The sequence below is a fragment of the Bradyrhizobium sp. th-b2 genome (genome assembly GCF_000426785.1).
Lineage (GTDB): Bacteria > Pseudomonadota > Alphaproteobacteria > Rhizobiales > Xanthobacteraceae > Bradyrhizobium > Bradyrhizobium septentrionale.
The window spans coordinates 120,841-144,035 of record NZ_AUGA01000008.1 but is presented as its reverse complement, the minus strand read 5'-3'; the positions used below and the strand labels follow the sequence as shown (position 1 = coordinate 144,035).

The following is a 23,195-nucleotide window of genomic DNA, read 5'->3' as shown; positions in this document are numbered from 1 at the left end:
ATCTGCGGGCCCGCGGCCCGATTGTTGGCGTGGACCATAGCAGAATCGGCGCGGCGGCAAGCTGTGGCGCGTCTGCGTATTTGCAGGGCTGGCGGGCAAAAACCGAATGCGGCATTGGCGCGCCGCGCCTTCGATGTCAGGATACGGAAAAACAGCCGAGGCGCGCAAAATGAGCGAACGCAAGATACGTATCGCCGTCCTGCATTTCTCCCACGAAACCGTCTCGTTCCTGCCGAACGAGACCACATTCGACGACTTCATCTATCCGGGCTCGCCGGCGAGCGGCGAGGCGCTGCTGCAGCTCGATCCCAAGAACTACATGGGCGGCTTCGTGCAGGTGGCGCGCGAATTCTCCGAGGTCGAACTGGTCGGTATCGAATCTCCGCTCTGGCCGAAGACCGGTACCGGATCGGGCTGGATCACCGAGGGCGCCTATCGCACCTTCGTCGACAAGATGATCGCGGGACTGAAGGACGAGGCTCCGTTCGACGGTGTCTATCTGTGTCTGCACGGCGCCATGGCCGTGCGTGGCGTGCCGCGGCCGGAGGCCGATCTGGCGCGGCAGGTGCGCGAGGTGGTCGGCCGTTCCGCCTTCATCGCAGCAACCTTCGACCTTCACGGCAATGAGGACGAGGCGTTCCTCGAACAGGCGGACATGGCGTTCACCGTCAAATATTTCCCGCACTATGACGCCCATCTGCAGGGCGAGCGGGCGGCGCGTATGCTGGTGCGGGCGATCCGCGGTGATTACAAGCCAACGCACCGGACCATCAAGGTTCCCGTGATCTCGCCCACCGTGCTGCAATGGACCGGGGCGCGGCCGTGGATGGATCTCGTGCAGCGTGCGCTGGTCTGGGAGGCTCGCGAGGTCGACCTCTACGTCAACATCTTCTTCGGCTTCCCGTTCGCCGATGTTCCCGACGTCGGCATGACCGTGCAGGTCCTGACCAATGACAATCCAAAACTCGCCGAGCAGGTCGCGCGGGACCTCGCCGGCACGATCTGGCGGCTGCGCGAGGCGCTGCTGCAATCGACCAGGCTGCACAGCATCACCGAGGGCGTCACACTGGCCAAGCAGGCGGTTGCCGACGGCAACACGCCGGTGGTGCTGGCCGATCACAGCGACCGCTCGGGATCGGCGACCTGGCTGCTGCGCGAGATCATCGCGCAGGACCTTGCCAACACAGTAATCGCGACCATAGCGGATAGCAGGGCGACCGCAGCGCTGAAGGCCGCCGGCGCCAAGGCCGGCGATGCCTTCGACATGGCGATCGGCGGCCGCGCCGACGAGTCGGCGGGCGATCCGGTTCGTATTCAGGGCACCATCTCGGCTGCGGGCGAGGGGTACGGGCAGTTCTGGGTCTGCGTGCGCTTCGGGCGCAACAATGTGCTGGTCCTCTCCACCTATCTGGTGCAGGTCATGGAGCCGTTCTCGCTGAAGGCGCTGGTCCCCGACATCGGCACGTTTGATGTGATGGCGATCAAGTCGCGGGTCCACTTCCGCCGCGGTTTTGACGACAACGGCTTTGCCAAGACGATCCTGCTGGTCGAGCCCGACGAGCCGTTCCTCGGCACGACGCGTCTCGACAAGTTGCCTTACAAGAACGTCGATCTGGCGCAGTTCTATCCGTACGGCAATCCGACGTTCTCGGAGGCGTCGTCATGACCGAGGGGCGCTATCGCCTGATCGGATCGACCGCGTCGCCCTATGCGATCAAGCTGCGTGCGCTGCTGCGTTACCGGCGGATTCCGCACGACTGGGTGATCATGACCAAGGCCCTGCGCGCGGCGACCGCGCATTTGAAGCCGATGCTGATCCCGGTGCTGCAATATCCCGACGGCAGCTATCGCGGCGAGACCACGACGCTCGCCTACGACCTCGAAGCGCGCCACCAGGGGCGCTCGGTCATCCCGGAGGATAAGGCCGTCGCGTTCGTCTGCGACCTGCTTGAGGACCTCGCCGACGAATGGGCGGTGAAGCCGCTGTTTCTCTATCGCTGGTGGGATCCGGAAGATCAGGCCTATGTGTCGCGCTGGGCCAGCGAGGAATGGTCGACGTCGGACGCCGCGGCCGGCAGCCGCGAGGAGATCGAGCAGTTCCGGCAGCGGCAGATTTCGCGCATGGTCATTCTCGGCGCGACCGACGAGAACAGGCCGCTGCTGGAGGAGAGTTATCGCCGGACCCTCGCGGCGTTCGAGCCGCATGTCGGCATGACGAACTATCTGTTCGGCAGCCGGCCGTCGCTGGCGGATTTTGCCTGCTTCGGCCAGCTCAGCGAGATGGCGACCGACCCGACCCCGATGCGGATCATGCGCGAGCGGGCTCCGTTCACCGATCACTGGGTGCGGCGGCTCGATGACGCGTCCGGCGTCGAGGGCAAATGGTATCCGCGCGAGCAGGCGCTCGGCGGGTTCGCCGAGGCGCTGCTGCGGATCGCGGGCGAACTCTATCTGCCGTTCCTGGCGGCCAATGCGGATGCGTTCACGAAAGGACTCGATCGGCTCGAGATCAACGTTTGGGGGCTGCCTTACGCGCTGGCGCCGTTCAAATATCAGGTCAAATGCTTGCAGCAGCTGCGCGAAAAGTTCGCCGCGCTCGATGCCGGCGATCGCGCCGCATTGAAGCCCGTGCTGGAACGCACGGGATGTTGGGCCATCCTGGATGGAGGCTGATCGATCAGGAGACAGATTCGAAGTAGTGGATGCCTAGGTCCGGTGCCTGCTCCCGAGGGCATTCGCGATGGTCTCCGGCCGCTTGATCCGTTCGATCAGCATGTCGATGCGGTCGCCGCCCCAGAACAGCTCGCCGTTGAACACCATGCTGGGTACGCCGAACACGCCGAGCGCTTCCGCCTCGTCGATGATGCGATCGTGCTCCGCACGGGCAGGGCCGCCGACATAGGCCTCGAACGCCTCAGCGGAGCCGCCAACCGCGGCAATCACGCCGGAAATCTCCGACAGCTCGTCGATCTCCAGCTCATGGTTCCAGAACCTCCGGAACACCGTGTCGTGATAGGGCCGGAACAGCCCGTGACGCTGCGCGAACAGCATCCCGGCGCTGGCGTAGAACGCGTCGTAGATCCGGCGCGGGCCCTTCATGGTGAGCCCCTGCGCATTGGCGAACCGCCGCGCATCCATGTAAGCGTAGCGCACCTTGCGCCAGAAGTGCGGCGTGCGCGCCTCCACCGTGCCCATGAACTCGGGAATGCGCAGCGTGTAGGGCAGCCATTCGAGTTCGACGCCGCAGCTCTCCTCGAGTTCGAACAGCCGCCTGTTGGCGACATAGGCGTAGGGAGACTTGTAGTCGGTGTAGATTCGCACAAGCGGCTTTTCCATCAGCGTTCCTCATCCCGTCACGACAATTGTTCCCGATCCAGGACGGGGGCGCAATGCGGTGCGGGCAAACGAATGGGCCCCGGTGCATTCAAGCATCGCGGGGCCCTGCTACTTCGTTTTAGCGAAGGATCTCTGGTGTAGACCAGTGGTGATTCTGGACCTAAAAGCGCTTGGCCTTTGCGCTCTCGTCCTGCGGATATGTTCAGATTGTCGGCGGCACACGCGGCTAGCAGCTGCTGTTCGCCTCACGTGCACCGAGACCTTGCCGAGCAAGGTCGCTGGCTTTCGCCGGTGGCGTCATGCTCCTCTCCAAGGGTGGGCCGACGGACATCTGTCCGCTTTTGCTGCCTGGCGGCCGATCCCATAATCGTCCGTCAATTCCTGCGACGCGGGGAGCAGGCGCTCCCGCACCCCAACAGGTGCAGTCAGCGAAATGCTGCGGCAGTTATGGTCATCTGTCAAGTTAACGAGAGGGGTAATTCAGGTCAGGCGTCCTGTCGCGACTTGGTCTGGCGATACTGCGTGAAGTCCGCATCATGCGTCATTTTCCAGTAGTCGACGAACCGCCACGGCATCGCAGAGAACACGCGGCCGCTTCTGTTGCGGTAGTAGGTCGTCATGCCCGGATGCGTCCAGATCAATTGCTCATGCTCGGCATCGACCTCGCGGATGTATCGATCATGCGCATCGGGATGCACGTCGATCGCAGCGATGCCGTTCTCGATCATCTCGACGAGGCACGCGGAGATGTAGCGGCTCTGGCACTCCGACTGGAAGATCACGCTGCCGCCATGCGCAGGTCCCGAATTGGGCCCGAGCATCAGGAAGAGGTTGGGGAAGTCAGGCACGGTGAGACCGAGATATGCGGTCGGATTGTCGTGGTCCCACGCCTGCCTGAGAGTCTTGCCGTCGCGTCCCGTGATGTTGAGACGCGCCGCCATCTCGGAGACCTTGAAACCGGTCGAGATCACGATGACGTCGTGCTGCCGCGATTTGCCGTCGGCGGTGACGATTCCTTCTGCAGCGAAATGGTCGATCTTGTCGGTGACGAGTTCGACATTCGGCCTGGTCAGGGTCTTGAACCAGTTGTTGTCGAGCAGGATGCGCTTGCCGTAGGGCGGATAGGTCGGCATGCACTTGTCGATCAGGTCGGGGCGATCCTTCAGCTCGGACAGGATGAAGTCGGCCAGTTCCTGGCGATGCCGATCGTTGCCCTTGTTGACGGCGCGGTCCGGATGCGGCCAGGCCGGGTCCTTGCGCAGGAATAGCAGCAATCCGTCGCCGTAACGCCAGAACATGTTGAAGCGATACCACTGCACATAGAACGGCAGATGGGCGAGCAGCCACTGCGCGCCTTCGGTGATCGGATCGGAATAGCCCTTCACCGGCCGCGCCCACTGCGCGGTGCGCTGGTAGACGGTCACCGAGGCGACTCGGTCGGCGATGGAAGGCACCAGCTGCATCGCGGTGGCGCCGGTGCCGATCACGGCGACATGCTTGCCGTCGAGCTTGATGTCGTCGGACCACAGCGCCGAATGAACCTTCAACCCGTTGAAATCCTCGTCTCCCTCAAAGCGAGCGGGCAAGGGATCATTGAGTTGCCCGATCGCGCTGACCAGCGCGGTGGACTCGAACGTCTCCTCGCCGCTCGCAGTCTTCAGGGTCGAGATCCAGCGCCGCCTGGCTTCGTCCCAGTAGGAGGCAACGAGCTCGGTGCTGAGACGGACGTGCTTGCGGATGTCGTATTCGCGCACGACCTTGAGCAGGTAGTCGAGCAATTCCTGGCGTTGCGCGAAATAACGGGTCCACGGATTGCGGGCGCCGAACGAGAAGGAATAGGAGTGGTTCGGCGTATCGACGCCGCAGCCGGGGTAGCGGTTGACGTACCAAGTGCCGCCGATCTCGTCCTGCTTCTCGACGATCGTATAGGGAATGCCGAGCCGGCCGAGCGCAACGCCAAGCGCGATCGCGCAGACGCCGGCACCGACGATCAGCACATGCTGTTGCGCCAGCCGCCCGTCGGAGGGCCGCTCGCGCCAGCGCGCATCGCGCGGGGTGAAAGCCATCTCCTCGCGCATCAGCGGCGCGTATTCCGGTGCGACGTTCTCGCCGAGCGTGGCGCGCATCATCCGCAGCATCAACTCGTTGCCGGGATCGGTGATGACGGGCTTCGGCGTGCCGTTCGCGAACAGGTTCAGGACGGCCGCGCGGATCTCGTCCTGGATCTCCTTAGGCACGCCGGCATCCGGATCGGGGATCAGGCGGACGTCGCGCTTCGGCTTGTAGGGCGGCTCCAGCCACTTCTGGTCGCCGGTCAGGTGCACGAGCACCATCAGCAGCACGCGGATGTCGCCCTCGGCGATGGCGGAGGACAGATCGAGATGTTTGCGCGGAAGCTCGATGTTCATGCGTTGTCCTCAGCTGGCCGGCGCGTCCGGCAGACCGCCATAGGCGGCCCAGGTGGTGCCGACGATGTAGCCGACATCGACCGGCAGGTTGATGCCGGTCACGCCACTGCTCTGCGGCGAAAGCAGCCAGGCGATCGCCTGCGCCACTTCCATCGGCTCGACCAGCCGGTTCATCGCGGTCGGGCGCGCCAGCAGGTCCCTGTTCAGGGCGCCCGACGCGATGCCGGCCTCGAGCGCCGCCGTGCGGGTGAAGCCGGGCGACACCGCGTTGACGCGGATGCCAACGCGGCCCCATTCGGCGGCGAGCGTCTGGGTGATCTGGATGACGCCGGCCTTCGCCGCGGTGTAGGCGTGGATCGGACCCGACGTCATGCCGGCCACCGAGGCGACGTTGACGATCGCGCCATGCCGCCGCTTCGCCATCGCGATGCCGACGCTGCGCGCGACCAGGAAGGTGCCGCGCAGATCGATGTTGACCTCGCGGTCCCATTGCTCCATCCGCACGCGCTCGATCGTGTGCATCTTGCCGAACACGCCGGCCGCGTTGACGAGGCCGGTGATCGGGCCGTGCGCCTTCTCGATATCGGCAATGCCCGCGACCACGGCGGCTTCGCTCGCGACGTCGAACGGCGCCGGCCAAAGGATGGCCGCCGTTCCGGCCAGCGGCTCGGGCGCGATGTCGACGATGACGACGCGATGGCCCTGATCGGCAAGCAGCGTTGCGGTCGCCGCGCCGATGCCGCGGCTGCCGCCGGTGACGAGGATGGTGCCGTCGGCGCTCATGATTTTCTTCCCTTGTCGCTCGTGGTGAACAGGCCGCGCGTGACCAGCTTCTGGTAGGCAGTGATGACGTAATCGGGGACGGCGGTGACGCCCTGCTCGGAGTAGGAATAGCGGCGGCTGAGATAGCCGCGCGCGCCCATCAACACCTGGACGATGGCCTCGAATTCCTCGTCGCTGAAATTATTGGTGGTTCCCGCGGCCCGCGCGCGCTGCAGAATCCGCAGATAGGCGCTCGAGATGTTGTCGAAATGCTTCTGGTAGCCGATCGGCGCGAAGAACTCGGCCTCGTTGAGGATGCGCAGGAATTCCGGTACCTCGCGGATGAAATCGAAGAAGGCGCTGAAGCGCTCGATCTCCTGCCGGGCTGCGCTGGCGGTGCCGGTTCGCGCGCGGATGAAGCGGACCATGTCGAGGCCGATCTTCGGCAGCAGCTGGTCGAGCAGTTCCTGGCGGTTTTCGAAATGATTGTAGAAAGTGCCCTGCGCGACGCCGGCGGCTTCGGTGATGCGGGCGACGGAGGCTTCGGCGTAGCCGTACTTGCCGACGATCTTGGTCGCGGCGTCGAAGATCTTCTGCTTGGTCCAGGCGTTGCGCTCGACCCGGTTGAGCTTGGTCACCTTGGCAGATGTCGCTTGTGTCATGCGATGGCCTCGAGTTCGGCGCGGAGCACGCGCTTGAGCACCTTGCCGGATGGATTGCGCGGCAGGCTGTCGCGGATGATCAACTGCCGCGGCACCTTGAAGCCGGCGAGCCGCGAGCGGCAGAAATCTGTGAGCGCGGGCAGATCGAGCTTTGCGTCGGCGGCCAGCACCACGATGGCGACCGGCCTTTCGCCCCAGCGCGCGTCCGGCAGGCCGATCACCGCGACCTCGCGCACCTCAGGCATTTCGTAGATGACGCGCTCGACCTCGGAGGAGGCGATGTTCTCGCCGCCGGAGATGATCATGTCCTTCTTACGGTCGGTCAGATAGAGGAAGCCGTCCGCGTCGAGATAGCCGACGTCGCCGGTACGGAACCAGTCGCCGAAGAAGGCGGATGCGGTCTTCTCCGGGTCCTTCCAGTAGCCCTGCGTGACCTTCGGACCGCGCAGGCAGATCTCGCCATTCTGCCCGGCGGGCAGGCGCTTGCCGGCATCGTCGCGGATATCGATCTCGACATGGGCGATGGCGCGGCCGGTCGAGCCGATCTTCTCGATCTCGCGGCCCGCTTCCATGAAGGTGTCGCCACCGCAGCTTTCAGTGAGGCCGTAGGCATCGATGTAGCGCGCATTACCGAAATAATCCGAGAAGGCGCGGATGCGCACTTCCGGCGTCTTCTCGCCGCCGCCGATCGCCCATTTCAGGCTGGAGACGTCGTAGCGTTCGCGGTTCGGGCAGGTGAGGAGGGCGGTGGTCATGACAGGCGCAAACCACGCGGCGTTCAGCTTCTCGCGCTCGATCGCGGCGAGCGCCGGCTCCGGTTCGAAGGTGCGATGAATGCACAGCATGCCGCCGTGCCAGAGCACCGCAATGCCGGGCAGGTCGAGCGCGCCGACATGGTAGAGCGGGCCGACGACGAGCAGCCGGGTGTCGGCGTTGAGCCCGAGCACCAGCGTCTGGTCGGCGGATTTCCAGTAGATGTTCTCGTAGGTGAGCATCCCCCCCTTGGGGCGATCCGTCGTGCCCGAGGTGTACATCAGCCGCATCAGGTCGCGCGGCTGGCGCACATGGATCGGCGCCGGCGCGATGTCGGGCGCGAGGCTGGTGATGCTGGACTGCGCGCCTTCGTCGAGCAGCACGACCGGCGCGTCGCCGGCTGCGATCGCGGAAAATTCCTCGTCGGCGACCAGCAGGCGCGCACCGGAATTGCCGACGATATAGCCGACCTCATCGGCCGACAGCCGATAATTGATCGGCAGGAACACCGCGCCGATATGGCTGGTTGCGAACACCAGTTCGAGAAAGGCCGTGCTGTGCTTCATCAGCACCGCGACGACGTCGCCGGGCGCAATCCCGCGCGCCGCCAGCCAGCCGCCGACCTGGCGGATGCGCAGATCAAAGTCGGCATAGGAGACATCTTCGCCGCGATATTTCAGCGCACAGCGGTCCGGAGTCCGCTTGGCATGAAATGCGATGAAGCTGGAAAGATTGATCATTTGCCGCCCGTCGGGCCGATTTCCGGCGCCGTTTCTCCCTAGATGAATTATGAGTCGTAATTCATCTTTGGCTTGACGTCACCCCCCTTGCTCTGAAAACATTGCGGTCACGGAGACGGAACGATCTCCGACAGGGATTTTGGGAACGCCAACACCCGACAGGGAGGGGAAGATGAAGAGGACCCGGAAACCGGGCATCACCCGGCGCTCGACGCTTGCGCTGATGGGTGCCGGCGCGGCGAGCCTTGCCGCGCCATGGGTGGCGCGTGCCCAGGCCAAGACCATCAAGATCGGCATGCCGACCATTCTCTCGGGCCGCGTCGCGCAGCTCGGAACCTCCTCGCGCAATGCGGTGATGCTGGAGGTCGAGAAGGTCAATGCCGCCGGCGGGCTCGCCGGGCGGCAGATCGAGATGGTGATCCGCGATTCCAAGGGACAGCCGCAGGAAGCCGCCCGCATCGCGCGCGAGCTCGTCAACACCGACGGCTGCGAGATGCTGCTCGACGGCGAGGCGTCGTCGGGATCGTTCGCGGTTCATGAGGTGGCGCGCGATCTCGGCGTGCTCTGCATCCACACCTGCTCGGAAGCGTCGTCGCTGACCGCCGATCCCAAGCAGCACATCCCGAACGCTTTCCGTTGCGTGAGGCAAGGCATTCATGACTCGATCGTCGGTGCCGGCTACGCGGCAGGGATCGCCAAGGCCAAGGGCCTGAAGAAATGGGCGACCTGTTCGCCCGACTATGCCTATGGCCGCGACACCACCGGCGAGTTCGTGCTGTACCTGAAGAAGTTCGCGCCCGATGTCGAGATCATCAGCGAGTCCTGGCCAAAGCTGTTCCAGCCCGATTACACCGAAGTGGTGACCAAGATCCTGCAGGCGAAACCGCAGGCGCTGTATTCCTGCCTGTGGGGCGGCGATCTCACCTCGTACATCGACCAGGCCAACATTTACGCGATGTTCACCCAGATGGAGGTGTTCGCGGTCAACATGGCCGATTACACCGCGCTCACCGTGGTGAAGAACCTGCCCAAGGGCATCCACTCCGGCGACCGCTACATCAAGACATTCCCGCCGACGCCAGAGAATGCGGCCTGGGGCGATGCCTACAAGGCGAAGTACAACGAATATCCGACCAACTGGTCGTGGCAGAACGCAACGGCGGTCATGTTCCTCAACGAGGCCGTCAAGAAGGCGAACTCGGCCGATGGCAAGAAGGTCGCGGAGGCCCTCACCGGGCTTACCATCAAGTGCCCGTTCGGCGCCGACGGCACCGTCACCATGCGCGCCGACGACCACACGCTGGTCGGCTACGCGATCGGCTGGGGCACCACGATCCCGCAGGAGCCCTACGTGCCCGACGTGAAGGCAGGCGACTGGAAGACCATCTTCGAGCTCGAAGCCGAGTGGAAGAAGAGCAAGGGCTACACCTGATCCGCATGCGGGGCGGAGGCAGCAGCGTGCTGTCTCCGCCTTTCTGTCGCGCGCCGTCCTTGCGGCTCGCCGTAATGGATGATTTCCCGTGGACCTCGACGCGCTCGCCAGTTGTCTCGTCAGTCCTGCATGCCTGGTGACGCAGACCACCAGCGGCCTGATCATCGGCATGCTGTTGTTTCTCGTCGCCGTCGGGCTGACGCTGATCTTCGGCGTGCTCAAGGTGGTCAATTTCAGCCACGGCGCCTTCTATATGTTCGGCGCCTATTTCGCGATGACGGCCTATCAGTTCACCGGCAGCTTTGCGCTGGCGATACTGAGCGGCGCCGTCGGCACCGCGATCCTCGGCCTGATCTTCGAGCGCGTCTTCATGAGCCGCGTCTACGGCCGCGACGTGCTGATGCAGCTTCTGGTCTGCTATGCCTTCGTGCTGATCTTCGACGACGTCGTCCGCATGATCTGGGGACCCGAATTCAGGTCCATGGGCATGCCGGCCGCGTTCCAGGTGCCGCCGCTGTTCATCGCCGGCGGCGTGGTGCCGCCATATTACCTGCTGCTGATCGGCGTGGCGCTCGCAGCGGCCGTGGTTCTCGGGCTGGCGCTGGCGCGCTCCAGGATCGGCAAGGTCATCCGCGCCGCCGCGCATAATCCCGGGATGGTCTCGGCGCTCGGCATCAACACCGGGCTGATCTATGGCGGCGTGTTCGCGCTCGGCGGCATGCTGGCGGGACTGGCGGGAGCGCTTGCCGCGCCGGTGCGCTCGCTGACGCCGGGCATGGGGTTCTCGGTGCTGATCGAGTCCTTCATCGTCACCGTGATCGGCGGCATGGGCTCGATCCTGGGTGCGCTGATCGGTGCGCTGCTGATCGGCCTGATCCGCTCGTTCGGATCGCTCGGCTTCCCGCTGTTCACCGAGGGGCTGATGTATCTCTTCATGGTGATCGTGCTGGTGTCGCGCCCGACCGGCCTGTTCGGCAAGGAGGTCGCATGACCGAGCTGCAGGCCGGCCAAGGCGCACAGCCGCTCGAGGTTCCCCGGATCGATGCCAGGCCGCAGCGCTATCGCGATGTGCTGATCGCGCTCGCGGCGTTCGCCGTGCTCGCGCTGCTGCCGATGATATTCGGCAGCAAGCAGCTGCTCGACTTCGTGATCCGCTGTGCGGCCTACGGATTGTTCGCGACGTCACTCAACCTTCTCGTGGGTTACACCGGATTGATCTCGTTCGGGCACGGCATGTTCTTCGGCCTCGGCGCCTATGGTTTTGGCCTCATGATGCAGAAGACCGGTGTGCCGATCCCGGTGGCCTTCGTCGGCACGCTGGCGATGACCCTGGTCGTTGCCGTCGCTATTGGCGCAATCTGCGTGCGGCTGAAGGAAATCTACTTCGCCTTCGTCACGCTGGCGTTCCAGATGTTGATCCACTCGACCATCCTGTCGTGGCAGTCGCTGACCGGCGGCGACCAGGGCCTGCGCGGCGGCATCCCGCGGCCGCCGTTTCTCGGCATCGATCTGTCGAACCATTTGCATCTCTACATCGCGAGTTGCGCGCTGCTGGTGATTGGTCTGCTGTTGATGCGCCAGATCGCACAGTCGCCGTTCGGCTACACGCTGCGCATGATCCGCGACAACGCGACGCGGGCGAGCTTCATCGGCATCGATGTCTGGCGCGCCAAGCTGACAATCTTCGTGCTGGCGGCGCTGTTCGCTTCGACCGGCGGCATGATCATGGCGCTGTTCGTCTCCGGCGCCTATCCGGAATTCGCCTATTGGACGATCTCGGGCGAGGGCATCTTCATCAACATGCTCGGCGGCGTGACCACCTTCCTCGGACCGATGGTCGGCACCATGCTGTTCCTGATCCTGAATGACACCGTCACGCGCCTGACCGAGTATCACGGCATCGTGCTCGGCATCGTGATCCTGTTCTTTGCCATCGGCCTGCGGAAGGGCCTGATGGACTTTGTCGTCGAATGGTTCGCGCAGCGTCGCGGCGTGGCCGGGGAGCGCGCGCCATGAGTGCAAAAGGACGGATCAGCGTCGTCACCGGCGGCGCCAGCGGCATCGGGGCGGCCTGCGTCCGGGAACTGGCCGCGGCCGGCGACCTTGTGGCGGTCGTCGACCGCGACCTCGCCAAGGCGCAGGCGGTTGCCGCGGAAGTCGGCGGCAGGGCGTTTGCCGCCGATGTGGCAGACGAGCGAAGCGTCGAGGCCTGTGCGGCCGGGATCGAGCGGGACTGCGGCCCCGTGGATGTGCTGGTCAACAGCGCCGGGATCATCCAGGTGCCGGTCCGGCCGCACGATCTGCCGATGGCGGCCTGGGACGACGTCGTGCGGGTCGACCAGCGCGGCACCTATGTCGCCTGCATCGCCTTTGCGCGGCAGATGATCGCGCGAAAGCGCGGGAGCATCGTCAACATCGCCTCGATTGCCGGAATGCGCTCGATGCCGTTGCATGCCTATGCGCCTGCCAAGGCCGCGGTGATCGCCATCACCGAGTGCCTGGCGGCGGAGTGGGGACCGTCCGGAATCCGCGTCAACTCCGTGTCGCCCGGCTACACGCTGACTCCGGCGCTGAAGAATGCGATCGATCGCGGGGAGCGGGATGTCTCCGCACTCGCCGCCAATGCCGCACTCCGCCGCCTCGTCGATCCCTCGGAAATCGGCCGCGTGGTCGCGTTCCTCGCTTCTGACGCGGCGTCCGCCATGACGGGCGCCAACGTGCCGGTCGATTGCGGCTGGCTCGTCGCCACGTCGTGGAATAGCTATGGCGGGTTGCGGGAGGCGGGCGGCTAGCCATGCTGGAAATTCGCGCCCTCTCGAAATCCTTTGGCGGGGTCAAGGCGACCGACAACGTCTCGCTCGACTTTGCCGACGGTTCGCTCACCGCCGTGATCGGCCCCAACGGCGCCGGCAAGAGCACCTTCTTCAACCTGATCACGGGCGCGCTGCGGCCGGACGCCGGGCAGATCCTGCTCAATGGCGTCGACATAGCGGGCAAGACGCCGCCCGAGATCGTGCGCCATGGCATCGGCCGCGCCTTCCAGGTCGCGAGCATCTTCCCGTCGCTCACCGTCGAGGAGACGATGCTGGCAGCGGTCTGCGCCGATCAGCGCCGCGCCGGCGTGATGCATCGCCGCTTTCCGCTGGCCGAGACGCGCGACCGCGCCGAGCATGCGATGGAGCTGCTCGGCCTCGCCAGCAAGCGCAACCGGACCGCGGCGACGCTGTCGCATGGCGACCAGAAGCTGCTCGATATTGCCCTCGCGCTGGTGCTCGAACCCAAGGTGCTGCTGCTGGACGAGCCGACCGCGGGCATGGGCACCGAGGAGCGCTGGCGCATGATCGACAAGGTGCGCGAGCTCTGGGAGAGGCAGAAGATCACCGTCGTATTCATCGAGCACGACATGGATATCGTGTTCAAGATCGCGCCGCAGATTGTCGTGCTGTGCTACGGGCGAATTCTTGCGACCGGGACGCCGGACGCGATCCGGCGAAACGATGCCGTGATCGAGGCCTATCTCGGCAGCGACGACCACGCGGGAGCGGTGGCATGAGTGTGCAGCCGGTGGTGCAGGTCGAGGACCTCGACGTCTACTACGGCACCAGCCAGATCCTGTTCGGCGTCGGCCTTTCGGTACGGCAGGGCGAGACCATGGCGCTGCTCGGCCGCAACGGCGCCGGCAAGTCGACCACCATGAAGGCCATCATGGGGCTGGCGCCGGCGCGCCGCGGCAAGGTGACCTTGCGCGGCCAGTTGGTCTCGGGAATGCGACCGCATCGCATCGCGCGGGCCGGGCTCGGCTTCGTGCCCGAGGACCGCCAGATTTTTCCCGAGCATACCGTCGAGGACAATCTCGTCATCGGCCAGAAGAAGGGGCCGGACGGAGAGGATGAGTGGTCGATCCGCCGTGTCTATGACGTGTTCCCGCTGCTGGAGCCGCTGCGGCACCGGATCGCGGGCCGGCTATCCGGCGGCGAGCAGCAGATGCTGGCGATCGCCCGAACGCTGATGGGCAATCCGGTGCTGCTGCTGCTGGACGAGCCGAGCGAGGGGCTGGCGCCGATCATCGTGCAGCGCATCGGCGAGCTGCTGCGGCAGCTCCGCGGCACCGGTGCCACAGTGTTGATCGCCGAGCAGAACATGCATTTTTGCCTTGGCCTTGCGAGCCACGCGACGGTTATCGACAAGGGACAGATCGTCTACACATCCTCCATCGAAGAGCTGAAGGCCAACGACAACATCCGGCAGCGCTATCTGGCGCTGTAGGGCATGATCCGGAAAAGTGTGCAACGGTTTTCCTCGCGACAAACGCGTAGCGTTTGCGCGGGGATCATGCCCAAAAGGATAAGGCTCCTCGACGGCTGTGGGAGGACAAATGGCGGGCGAACGCAGGCTGACGCCGACGCACGAGGCGCCGTATCGCGGGCTGAAGGTGCTCGATTTCGGGCAGGGGATCGCCTCGCCCTATTGCGCGATGCTGCTCGGGGTCTATGGCGCCGACGTCATCAAGGTCGAGCCGCCGGAAGGCGACTGGTCGCGCTATCTCGGCACGACCTACGGCAATCACACGACGCTGTCGGCGGTCTACAACCGCGGCAAGCGCAGCCTGTGCCTCGACATGAAGCACAAGGACGGCATCGCGATCGCACAGCTTCTGGCGCGCGAGGCAGACGTGCTGATCGAAGGATTTCGCCCTGGTGTCGCCGAGCGGCTTGGGCTCGGCTATGAGAGCCTGTCGCGCGACAATCCCGGCCTGGTTTATCTGTCGGTCAGCGGTTTCGGGCAGAGCGGGCCATACTCGAAGCGGCCCGGCTCGGACTCGGTCGCGCAGGCGTTTTCGGGGCTGGTCTCGGTCAATCTCGGCACCGATGGCGTGCCGCATCGGGTCGGCACCACCATCTCCGACGTCGTCACCGGCGTGTATGCGTTCCAGGCGATTGCGACGACGCTGTTCGCGCGCGCGACGGTCGGCACCGGCCGCTGGATCGACGTCAATCTCTGCCAGTCGACCTCGGCGCTGCTCGGCCACAAGGTCGCGGAATTCATCCTCGAGGGTGGTGCGCCTCGCGCGCTCAACGTGCCGGCCGGCACCTATCAGACCCAGGACGGCTGGATGATGGTGACTTTGGTGAACGAGCCGCAATACAAGCGGCTGTGCACCGCGATCGGCCGCGAGGATCTGGCCAGCGATCCGCGCTTCGCCGATTTCGCCCGGCGCGCCGATGCGGCCGACACGCTGATCCCGCAGCTGCGCGAAGTGTTTTTGACCCAGCCGACCGACGCCTGGCTGACGCGACTGCACGCCGGCGATATCATCGCGGAGCGGATCCTCAATCCCGGGGAATGGCTGCGCAACGCCCATGTCGAGGCGACCAGGGCGTCGGTGCGCCAGCATACGCCCGGTGTCGGTGCGGTCTACTCGCCGCGGACGCCGGGGATCGCGAGCCTGTCCGAGGATCACCTCTGTCCCGCGCCTGATGTTGGACAGGACAGCCGCGCCGTGCTGATGGAGGCTGGTTTCGGCTCCGCAGAGATCGACGGCCTGCTGCTGTCAGGCGCCGTGCGGCAAGCCAAGCGATAATTGGAGGCAATACATCATGAGCACGCACCTCGTTCGTTACTCGATCACCGATCAGATTGCGGAGATCGTGCTGGATCGCGCGCCGGTCAACGCACTCAGCATGCCCCTGATCGACGCGTTGCTGGCGGCCCTTGCGAAGGCGCGCGATGATGAGGCGGTGCGCGCCGTCATCATCAGCAGCGCTCACAAGGTGTTTTGCGCTGGACTCGACCTTGACATCGTCAGAGGCAAGCCCGCGATCGAGACCAAGACATTCCTCGAGCGGCTGTATTTCGCGCTGAACGATACGCAGTATCGCATGGGCAAGCCGACGATTGCGGCGATCGATGGTGCCGTGCGGGCCGGCGGCATGACGATTGCGATCTCCTGCGACATGATCATTGCCGGCGACGGTTCGACCTTCGGCTATCCCGAGATCGACGTCGGTCTGATCCCGGCGATCCATTTTGTGCAGCTGCCGCGGCTGGTCGGGAAGCACCAGGCGTTCGGCCCGTTGTTCCTCGGCGAGCCCTTCAATGCGGTGACCGCCCATCGCATGGGCCTGCTCAGTGAAGTGGTGCCGAAGGGCACTGCGCTGGAGCGAGCGCGCGAGATCGCGCGGAAGTTTGCGGCAAAGTCGCCGATCGTGATGAAGATCGGCCGAGACGCCTTCATGCGCGCGGTCGATGCCGATTTCCGCCGCTCGGTCGAGAATGCGGCTGAGAGCTTTGTCGTGGTGGCGTCGACGGAAGACTGCCAGGAAGGGCTGAATGCGTTCGTCGAGAAGCGGACGCCTAACTACAAGGGACGCTAAATGGCTGGATTGTATTTCGAAGAGTTCGAGGTCGGGCAGGAATTCCATCACGAGTTCAGCCGCACCGTGACGGAGATGGACAACACCCTGTTCAGCCTCCTGACCATGAACCCGCAGCCGTTGCACATCGATGCGCATTTCGCGGAGAAGACTGAGTTCGGCCAGCGGCTGTTCAACAGCCTCTATACGCTCGGCATCATGATCGGCATGAGCGTGTACGACACGACGCTGGGCACCACGGTCGGCAATCTCGGCATGACCGACGTCAAGTTTCCAAAGCCGGTGTTCCATGGCGATACGCTGAAGGCGCACACCAGGATCATCGGCACGCGCGCCAGCAAGTCGCGGCCGACCCAGGGCATCGTCGAGTTCGAGCACACCATGACCAATCAGCGCGGCGAGGTGGTGGCGAGCTGCCGCCGCACCGGCCTGATGCACTGCAAGCCGAAGGCATAGACAATGCGATCGTTCCTGTTCGTTCCCGGCGACAGCACCCGGAAATACGAGAGCGCGAAGAAGACCGCGGCCGATGCGTTGATCCTCGATCTCGAGGATTCCATCGCACCGGACCAGAAGGTCGTCGCGCGCGGCATCACGCGCAAGATGCTCGATGCGCGCAATCCGAACCAGAAGCTCTATATCCGCGTCAACGCGCTGGATACCGACCTGACGCTCGGCGACCTCGCCGCTGTCATGCCGGGGAAGCCCGACGGCATCGTGCTGCCGAAATGCGCCGGTGCCGCCGATGTCAACAGGCTCGCGCTGTATCTCGACGCGTTCGAGGCCGCGTCTGATATCGCGCAGGGCACGACGCGGATTGTCACGGTCGCGACCGAGACGGCGCGGGCGGTGCTGAAAATCCTCGACTTCGAGAACATGAGCCCGCGGCTCTGGGGCATGATGTGGGGTGCGGAGGATCTCGCGGCCTCGCTCGGGGCAACCCGCAACCGGACCGACGGCCGCTATCATTCGCCCTTCATCCTGGCCCGCGATCTCTGCCTGATCGGCGCGGCCGCCGCCGGGGTGGTCGCGATCGATACCATTGCCACCGACATCAACGATCTCGATGCGTTGAAGGCGGAGGCCATTGCCGCGCGGCAGGACGGCTTCCTCGCCAAAGCCGTGATCCATCCCAAGCATGTCGACGTTGTCAACGCGGCCTTCATGCCGACGGATGAGGAGATCGCGTGGTCGGAGCGGGTGGTCGCCGCGTTCGCCGGCAATCCGTCCGGGGTCGCCAAGATGGATGGCAAGATGCTGGACAAGCCGCACCTTCGTGCCGCTGAGAAGATTTTGGCTTCGCGCAGGAAATAGTCGGGAAGTGGGTTCGATCAACGCGCCCTCCGAGATGAGGGCGGCGATCATCATCAAGCGGTTCTGACCGGTCAGACGGCGGGAAACTGCAACTCGAAGGCTGCACCCTGGCTGGAGGGCAGGAGACGGATCGAACCGCCATGGCTCACCATGACGGCTTGCGCGATCGCAAGCCCCATGCCGGTGCCGCCGCTGTCGCGGCGCGTGGTGAAGAAGGCATCGTAGATCTTGTCGCGGTTGGCGTCGGAGATCGGGTCGCCGTCATTGCTCACCGACACTCTGACGCTGGAGGCGTCACCGGTCGCTTCGATCTCCACCGACTTGGCGTTGTGACGGAACGCGTTGTCGGCCAGATGCGCCAGCACGATCAGCGCCTTCTCGCCGGACATGCCGATTGAGCGGTCGAGGCAGCCGCTGGCCGCAATGGTACGGCCTGCAAAGCGGCCCTTCAGGTTTTCGATGACGGGAGAGAGCGGGGTCTGCTCGTTCTGTGGGGCGCTCTCCGCACGGGCCAGCTCGCGCAACCGATGGCTCATTGCGTCGAGCCGCTCGACGTCGCCAAGGATGTTCGAGATGAAGCTTTGTTGTTCGGAGCGGGTCAGCGTATCCGATTTGCTCTGAAGCGAATCCTGCAGCAGCTCGGCTGCGCCCCTGATCGATGTCAGCGGCGATTTCAACTCGTGCGTCAGGTGGGCCGAGAAGGTCGCGATGTAGTCGGAGCGGCGCGACAGCTGCTGGGCCATATCGAGGAAACTATCTGAGAGCTGGGCGAGCTCACGCGTGCCGTAGTGCTGCAGCGGCTGGAACGCGTTGCGGTCGCCACGGCCGATCCGCACGGCGCGATCGACGAGCTCGCGCATGGGGCGCGTGACCGTGCGTGAGAACATCAACCCGATCGCAATCGTCGCCAGCAGCACGGCCAATGTGGCGAGCAGGAACTTGCCGCGCTCCTGATAGAGATGGTCGAAAATGTTGCTCGGCGTCCACGACGTGTAGATCACGCCGGCAACGTGGTCGTTGACGATCACGGGCATCGCGGAGAAGACGTGAACACCGACGCCGCGGCTGATCGAATAGATCGGTGGCGGAGGCTTGTCGGGCATGCGGATGCGCAGCGCGGCGCTATACTGGCCGCGCAACGCCGCGGCCACCTCCTCGATATGGGAAAGCGACTGTCCGACCTCCTGGCGTCCGGCGATCACCACGCCCTGCGGATCGAGAATCCGGAAACCCGCAAGCGTGACCTTCTGGGTCTCCAGGATGATGGGCATCAGCCGGGTGCCGATCTCGACATAGGCCGGATCCGCCGGCCTGGCCGCCGGCAGCGCGTCGGGCCGTCGCCGGAGCAGGTCGTTGCCGGCGAGGTCGAGCGCGGGCCGGATCGGCGTCACCTGATCGCCGGGATCAGGCAGCGCCTCCGGCGGGACCGCGGGGCCGAGCGGGATGGCGTTGCCAAGCCGCGCCTGCACGTCCCGCGCATAGATTGCAGCCAGCACACGGCTCTGCGCGATCAGCTCGGCCTGGGTCTGGTGAATCAGCTGGTTGTCATAGAGGCGGAAGAAGAACAGACCCACCAGCGGCAGCAGAGCGACCAAGGCAAGCACGGTGAAGATGACCAGACCAAGCGACGGTCGCCACTTCTGGCGGGCGCGGAACGATGTCATGCCTGCAGCTCGCAGCGACCGAGCTTGAAGCCGACGCCGTGAACGGTCTCGATAACGTTGTCGCAGCTCACGGCTGCGAGCTTGGCTCTGATGTTGCGGATGTGGCTGTCGATGGTGCGGTCGGAGACCTGGATGTTGAGCTGGTAGGCCGCGCTCATGATCTGTTCGCGGTTGAACACCACCGTCGGTCGCGTCAGGAAGGCGCGCAGGATTCCGAACTCGATCGCAGTCAGGCGCAGCGGCACGCCCGCGAACGTCGCGATGTGCTGCTCGGGATCGATCGAGAGCTGCCCCCGCGCGAGCACGGCGGCCTCTGTTCTTGACGCCGCTATCCGCGGGGTCAGCCGCCGCAGGATGACATTCACCCGCGCGACGAGCTCGCGCGGGCTGAACGGCTTGGTTACGTAGTCGTCACCGCCGATCTCGAGGCCGAGGACGCGGTCGATCTCGTCGTCGCGGGCGGAGAGGAACAGGATCGGCACGTCCGATGATTTGCGGATCTCGCGGCAGACATCGAGGCCGTCGAATTCCGGCATGCCGATGTCGACTCGCCGGCAAACCGGGTCAGCGCCTCCTTTTCGTCGCGGGCCTCGGCCACGCTCATGCCGGCTTTCTTGAGGGCGACGCGGATGACCTCGCGGAGATGCAGGTCGTCGTCGACGATGAGGATGCGGTGCGTCACGAGTCTTCTCCGAAAACCGGCGCATCGACTATCCCGGCGCATTGGTCTGCTGCCTGTCCAGGAAACGCTGAAGCCGCCAGCCGCGAAAGCCCCAGCTGCGCCATGAGGCCATCTGCTGGCGTTGCTGTTCTACAAGGCTATTGCGGCGCGAGACAAGGACCCGGTCGGCGTAGCGGAGCTGGATCGCCCGGTCGATGGCCGGAAGGGCTTGGGGGCCGAGCTGGATCAAGTAGTCCATATCCAGATTGACGCCACTGCCCGAGGCTTCGCGACTGTGGCTGACATTGTAGTCGGCGATGACGGCGGCGAAATTAACCAGGGAGCAGACATAGAGCACGATGGTCAGTACCGACAGGTTGGTGCCGACCAGCCATTCATTCGATGCCCGCAGGACGATGCGCACCAGAATCAGGATCAGCCCGTCCGCGACGAGCAGCATCCAGACGAATGCCGCGACGCGCCAGTAGGTGAGCAGGTAGGTTTGGACGTAGAGATCAAGCCGGAGCATCGAGGAGATCACCAGCAAGACATTCTGCCCGACCCAGACGTAGACGAGCGGTCGGATCACTCGCGATTGTTCGGCCGGGCCGCCCGGCCGCATCGCGAGCAGAACGATGGCCGCGGCCAGAAGCGCCGTGACGATCAACGGATAGGCGCCACGATGGGCGTAGGAGGCGTAGGTGATGGCGGCAGGAAGCGTCGCGTTGCCCCAGAGATAGATCGCATCGAGAATGGTCTGAATCGAAAACAGCAGGTTGAACAAGATCAGGGAGCGCAGGATGGAGCCTGCGCCGAACAAGTCGATGAAATGATCGGGTTCGGCCGGATCCTTCGCGGAAGATCGAGGTCCGTTGGGCACGACGTTGGTGTAGTGCCGCCATTTGACATGGATGAAGGGCCAGACCAGCGCCAATGCGAGGATCCAGAACAGCGTGCGACCGAGGCTGAGGCTGGCGGCGGGATTGCCCGGGTTCAGCTGGCTGATCCATATTTCCAGCACTGGATTGGCGGCGACGAACAGAGAGACAAACACGGTTCCGAGCAGCAATGGTACGAACCATAGGATGAAACCCCTGGTCAGGCCCGGCAGGCTGAATGCGTTGACGACGTCCCGGAACAACCTGAAAGGGCTGACCAGAAAGAGGTCCACCAGCGAGGCAGCTCCCTTGGCCACACTGTCGAGACAGGGATTGGTCGTGAGAGTGAGCGCGGTGCCGAGCGCAAGAACGGCGAAGGCTAGCGAGGCTGCGTTGAACTCCTCCAGGGCAGGGAGCAACCCGGCCACAACGATCGCGCCGGCCATCAGCAGCCTGTGGCGAGCGAGGTGACCAAAGTTGGAGGCCAGTGACACGCCGGCCAGCGCGACTGCGAACAGGACCACCGAGAGTCCGGCATTCTGATCATAGAACAACCAATCGGCCAGCGCGGCGAGAGTAAGCGCGGCGGCGGCCTTGGCCGGCGGCAAGCCGTTGGCAATCGATTGGGTCTCGGTTTCCGGTGACTCAAGGCTTGTCATTGTGACCTCAGGATTGAAGGACGTTTGGACTCCGGCGGTCGCGCTGACGTCATCGAAGGTGTGCGAACGCGATCCCGGCTGCGGCATGGCGAACCTTGGGTTGGCTGCGTGCAGACAGCGGAAAGGCGATGAGCAGGAGTTCAGGATTCTTATGCAGATTGCGTGCAGAGGGGTCTTATCCGCTAGCTGCGGCGAATCCGCTCTGATACGGACGACACGTTCGGTTTGTTCAACCCATCGTCTCCATGCAAATCATCAAGCGAGTCGGCATCGCCCTGGCCTGGATCGTCGGGCTCGCATTCGTCTTTGCCGGCGTCAACCACAACGATCCCTATCTGGTCCCGCTACGCGGGACGGGCAATCTGCTCCTCGTGGTCGCAAGTGTCGCCGTCGTGCTGATGCTGGTCCGCCGTCGCGCCTGGCGCAGGCGGGCGTGGGCGGGGAAGCTTCTGGTCATCCTGTGGTGCCTGCCGCCACTCGCAATGCTCGCCGCGCATGGTGCGTTCGAGGTCCGCAAGCACCGCGTAATGCAGACTGAGCCGCTTCTTGCGCGGTCCCTTGGGCAGCATTTCATCGTCGGCTACCGGTCGTTCGACGAGGTCGCGCCGCTGGCGGAGAGCGGCTTGATTGCGGGCATCTATGTCACCGGGCGCAATGTCGCCGGCAGGACGGTCGATGCACTGAAGGCGGAGATCGCTGCGCTGCAGGCGAAGCGGCGCGCGGCTGGGCTTTCGCCGCTGATGGTCGCGACGGATCAGGAGGGCGGCATCGTTTCGCACCTCGCGCCGCCGCTGACGAGGCTGCCCGCGCTTGCCTCGCTGGCCGAATTGGCGCCGGAGCAGCGGACGGCAAAGGCCGAGGAATTCGGGCGTATCCATGGACGCGAACTGGCGTCGCTCGGCGTCAACCTCAATCTAGCTCCGGTGCTTGACCTTCGGCCCGAGGCGACGCGCAACCGGTTCGATTTCAATACGCTGACCAATCAGCGCGCGATTTCCCACGACCCCGCCAAGGTGAGCGCGATCGCGGGCGCCTACATCCATGGCCTCGAGTCCGCGGGCGTCAATGCCACCGTGAAGCACTTTTCCGGATTGGGCCGCGTGCGCGCCGACACGCATCATTTCAACGCCGATCTCGATACGCCGGTCGGCGAACTGGAGGTGACCGACTGGCGTCCGTTCCGCGATGTGCTGTCGACGACCGGTGCGCGCCTGATGGTCGGGCATGTGGCGGTCAGCGCTCTCGACCCGGCGCGGCCTGCCTCGCATTCGAAGGCCGTCATCGATGGGCTGATCCGGAAAACCTGGAACTACCAGGGCCTCGTCATGACGGATGATCTGGTGATGGGCGCGATCTATCAGCACGACGTCTGCACCGCCGTCGTGGAGGCATTGAACGCGGGCGTCGATCTCTTGCTGGTCGCCTATGATGGGGCCCAATTCTACCGTCTGTTCGCCTGTGCGAGCGACGCAGTCGGTCGGGATGCGCTCGACGCTGCGATGTTGCACGACAGCGAGACGCGGCTGCGGCGGTCGCTGACGATCGATTAGAC

20 protein-coding genes and 1 pseudogene are annotated in these 23,195 nt (G+C 64.7%); 13 read left to right on the top strand and 8 right to left on the bottom strand.

Translation table 11 applies throughout. From position 1 onward, the window contains the following. The first annotated feature begins 169 nt into the window (after nt 1-169). Both K359_RS0114650 and K359_RS0114645 read left to right on the top strand, forming a co-directional pair. Nucleotides 170-1,666 carry a M81 family metallopeptidase gene (locus K359_RS0114650; protein ID WP_029080028.1) on the top strand — a complete coding sequence of 499 codons (1,497 nt, stop codon included), beginning with the start codon at nt 170-172 and terminating at the stop codon, nt 1,664-1,666. Then, the gene (locus tag K359_RS0114645) at nt 1,663-2,673 is read left to right on the top strand and encodes a glutathione S-transferase N-terminal domain-containing protein (RefSeq protein WP_029080027.1); all 1,011 of its coding nucleotides are present in this window, start codon (nt 1,663-1,665) and stop codon (nt 2,671-2,673) included. The genes K359_RS0114650 and K359_RS0114645 overlap by 4 nt, the downstream gene beginning before the upstream one ends. Before the next feature lie 33 nt (nt 2,674-2,706). Here K359_RS0114645 and K359_RS0114640 read toward each other — a convergent pair whose 3' ends face one another. From K359_RS0114640 to K359_RS0114620, 5 genes are all read right to left on the bottom strand, one after another. Next, nucleotides 2,707-3,336, bottom strand: a complete 630-nt coding sequence (locus tag K359_RS0114640; protein WP_029080026.1) for a 2-hydroxychromene-2-carboxylate isomerase — start codon at nt 3,334-3,336, stop codon at nt 2,707-2,709. Nucleotides 3,337-3,821: 485 nt separating this feature from the next. Next, nucleotides 3,822-5,744, bottom strand: coding sequence for an NAD(P)/FAD-dependent oxidoreductase (locus K359_RS0114635; protein WP_029080025.1), 1,923 nt, complete (start codon nt 5,742-5,744; stop codon nt 3,822-3,824). 9 nt (nt 5,745-5,753) lie between these two features. Next, the gene (locus K359_RS0114630) at nt 5,754-6,527 is read right to left on the bottom strand and encodes an SDR family NAD(P)-dependent oxidoreductase (protein WP_029080024.1); all 774 of its coding nucleotides are present in this window, start codon (nt 6,525-6,527) and stop codon (nt 5,754-5,756) included. Next, nucleotides 6,524-7,168 (bottom strand): TetR/AcrR family transcriptional regulator, encoded by a 645-nt coding sequence (locus K359_RS0114625; RefSeq protein WP_029080023.1) that lies wholly within the window; start codon nt 7,166-7,168, stop codon nt 6,524-6,526. The genes K359_RS0114630 and K359_RS0114625 overlap by 4 nt, the downstream gene beginning before the upstream one ends. Beyond that, nucleotides 7,165-8,661 (bottom strand): AMP-binding protein, encoded by a 1,497-nt coding sequence (locus tag K359_RS0114620; protein ID WP_029080022.1) that lies wholly within the window; start codon nt 8,659-8,661, stop codon nt 7,165-7,167. The genes K359_RS0114625 and K359_RS0114620 overlap by 4 nt, the downstream gene beginning before the upstream one ends. A 172-nt stretch (nt 8,662-8,833) precedes the next feature. Between K359_RS0114620 and K359_RS0114615 the strand changes: the two genes are divergently transcribed. The 10 genes from K359_RS0114615 to K359_RS0114570 all read left to right on the top strand — a co-directional run bounded on the left by K359_RS0114615 (nt 8,834) and on the right by K359_RS0114570 (nt 17,781). Next, nucleotides 8,834-10,093 (top strand): ABC transporter substrate-binding protein, encoded by a 1,260-nt coding sequence (locus K359_RS0114615; protein WP_029080021.1) that lies wholly within the window; start codon nt 8,834-8,836, stop codon nt 10,091-10,093. 88 nt (nt 10,094-10,181) lie between these two features. Beyond that, the gene (locus K359_RS0114610) at nt 10,182-11,084 is read left to right on the top strand and encodes a branched-chain amino acid ABC transporter permease (protein WP_029080020.1); all 903 of its coding nucleotides are present in this window, start codon (nt 10,182-10,184) and stop codon (nt 11,082-11,084) included. After that, nucleotides 11,081-12,109 carry a branched-chain amino acid ABC transporter permease gene (locus K359_RS0114605; protein ID WP_029080019.1) on the top strand — a complete coding sequence of 343 codons (1,029 nt, stop codon included), beginning with the start codon at nt 11,081-11,083 and terminating at the stop codon, nt 12,107-12,109. Before K359_RS0114610 ends, K359_RS0114605 begins: the two co-directional genes overlap by 4 nt. Next, nucleotides 12,106-12,885: an SDR family NAD(P)-dependent oxidoreductase gene (locus tag K359_RS0114600; protein WP_029080018.1), complete on the top strand. Its 780-nt coding sequence runs from the start codon at nt 12,106-12,108 to the stop codon at nt 12,883-12,885. Before K359_RS0114605 ends, K359_RS0114600 begins: the two co-directional genes overlap by 4 nt. 2 nt (nt 12,886-12,887) lie before the next feature. Further along, nucleotides 12,888-13,646 (top strand): ABC transporter ATP-binding protein, encoded by a 759-nt coding sequence (locus K359_RS0114595; RefSeq protein WP_029080017.1) that lies wholly within the window; start codon nt 12,888-12,890, stop codon nt 13,644-13,646. Beyond that, the gene (locus tag K359_RS0114590) at nt 13,643-14,359 is read left to right on the top strand and encodes an ABC transporter ATP-binding protein (RefSeq protein ID WP_029080016.1); all 717 of its coding nucleotides are present in this window, start codon (nt 13,643-13,645) and stop codon (nt 14,357-14,359) included. The genes K359_RS0114595 and K359_RS0114590 overlap by 4 nt, the downstream gene beginning before the upstream one ends. A gap of 109 nt (nt 14,360-14,468) precedes the next feature. After that, on the top strand, nt 14,469-15,674 hold the full coding sequence (locus K359_RS51965; RefSeq protein WP_051346133.1) for a CaiB/BaiF CoA-transferase family protein: 1,206 nt from the start codon (nt 14,469-14,471) through the stop codon (nt 15,672-15,674). Between the two features lie 16 nt (nt 15,675-15,690). Next, complete coding sequence (locus K359_RS0114580; protein WP_029080015.1) at nt 15,691-16,467, top strand: enoyl-CoA hydratase/isomerase family protein; 777 nt, start codon at nt 15,691-15,693, stop codon at nt 16,465-16,467. Then, nucleotides 16,468-16,923 carry a MaoC family dehydratase gene (locus K359_RS0114575; protein ID WP_029080014.1) on the top strand — a complete coding sequence of 152 codons (456 nt, stop codon included), beginning with the start codon at nt 16,468-16,470 and terminating at the stop codon, nt 16,921-16,923. A 3-nt stretch (nt 16,924-16,926) separates the two neighbouring features. After that, nucleotides 16,927-17,781: a CoA ester lyase gene (locus K359_RS0114570; protein ID WP_029080013.1), complete on the top strand. Its 855-nt coding sequence runs from the start codon at nt 16,927-16,929 to the stop codon at nt 17,779-17,781. Nucleotides 17,782-17,852: 71 nt separating this feature from the next. Here K359_RS0114570 and K359_RS0114565 read toward each other — a convergent pair whose 3' ends face one another. From K359_RS0114565 to K359_RS0114555, 3 genes and pseudogenes are all read right to left on the bottom strand, one after another. Further along, a complete protein-coding gene (locus K359_RS0114565; RefSeq protein WP_029080012.1) occupies nt 17,853-19,445 on the bottom strand; it encodes an ATP-binding protein in 1,593 nt (530 codons plus the stop codon). Continuing rightward, nucleotides 19,442-20,127 (bottom strand): annotated as a pseudogene (locus K359_RS51960) (response regulator transcription factor). Before K359_RS51960 ends, K359_RS0114565 begins: the two are co-directional and overlap by 4 nt. 28 nt (nt 20,128-20,155) lie before the next feature. After that, complete coding sequence (locus tag K359_RS0114555) at nt 20,156-21,643, bottom strand: DUF4173 domain-containing protein (RefSeq protein ID WP_029080011.1); 1,488 nt, start codon at nt 21,641-21,643, stop codon at nt 20,156-20,158. A gap of 245 nt (nt 21,644-21,888) precedes the next feature. Here K359_RS0114555 and K359_RS51955 point away from each other — a divergent pair, with 245 nt between their 5' ends. Beyond that, nucleotides 21,889-23,193, top strand: coding sequence for a glycoside hydrolase family 3 N-terminal domain-containing protein (locus K359_RS51955; protein ID WP_051346132.1), 1,305 nt, complete (start codon nt 21,889-21,891; stop codon nt 23,191-23,193). Nucleotides 23,194-23,195: the final 2 nt, after the last annotated feature.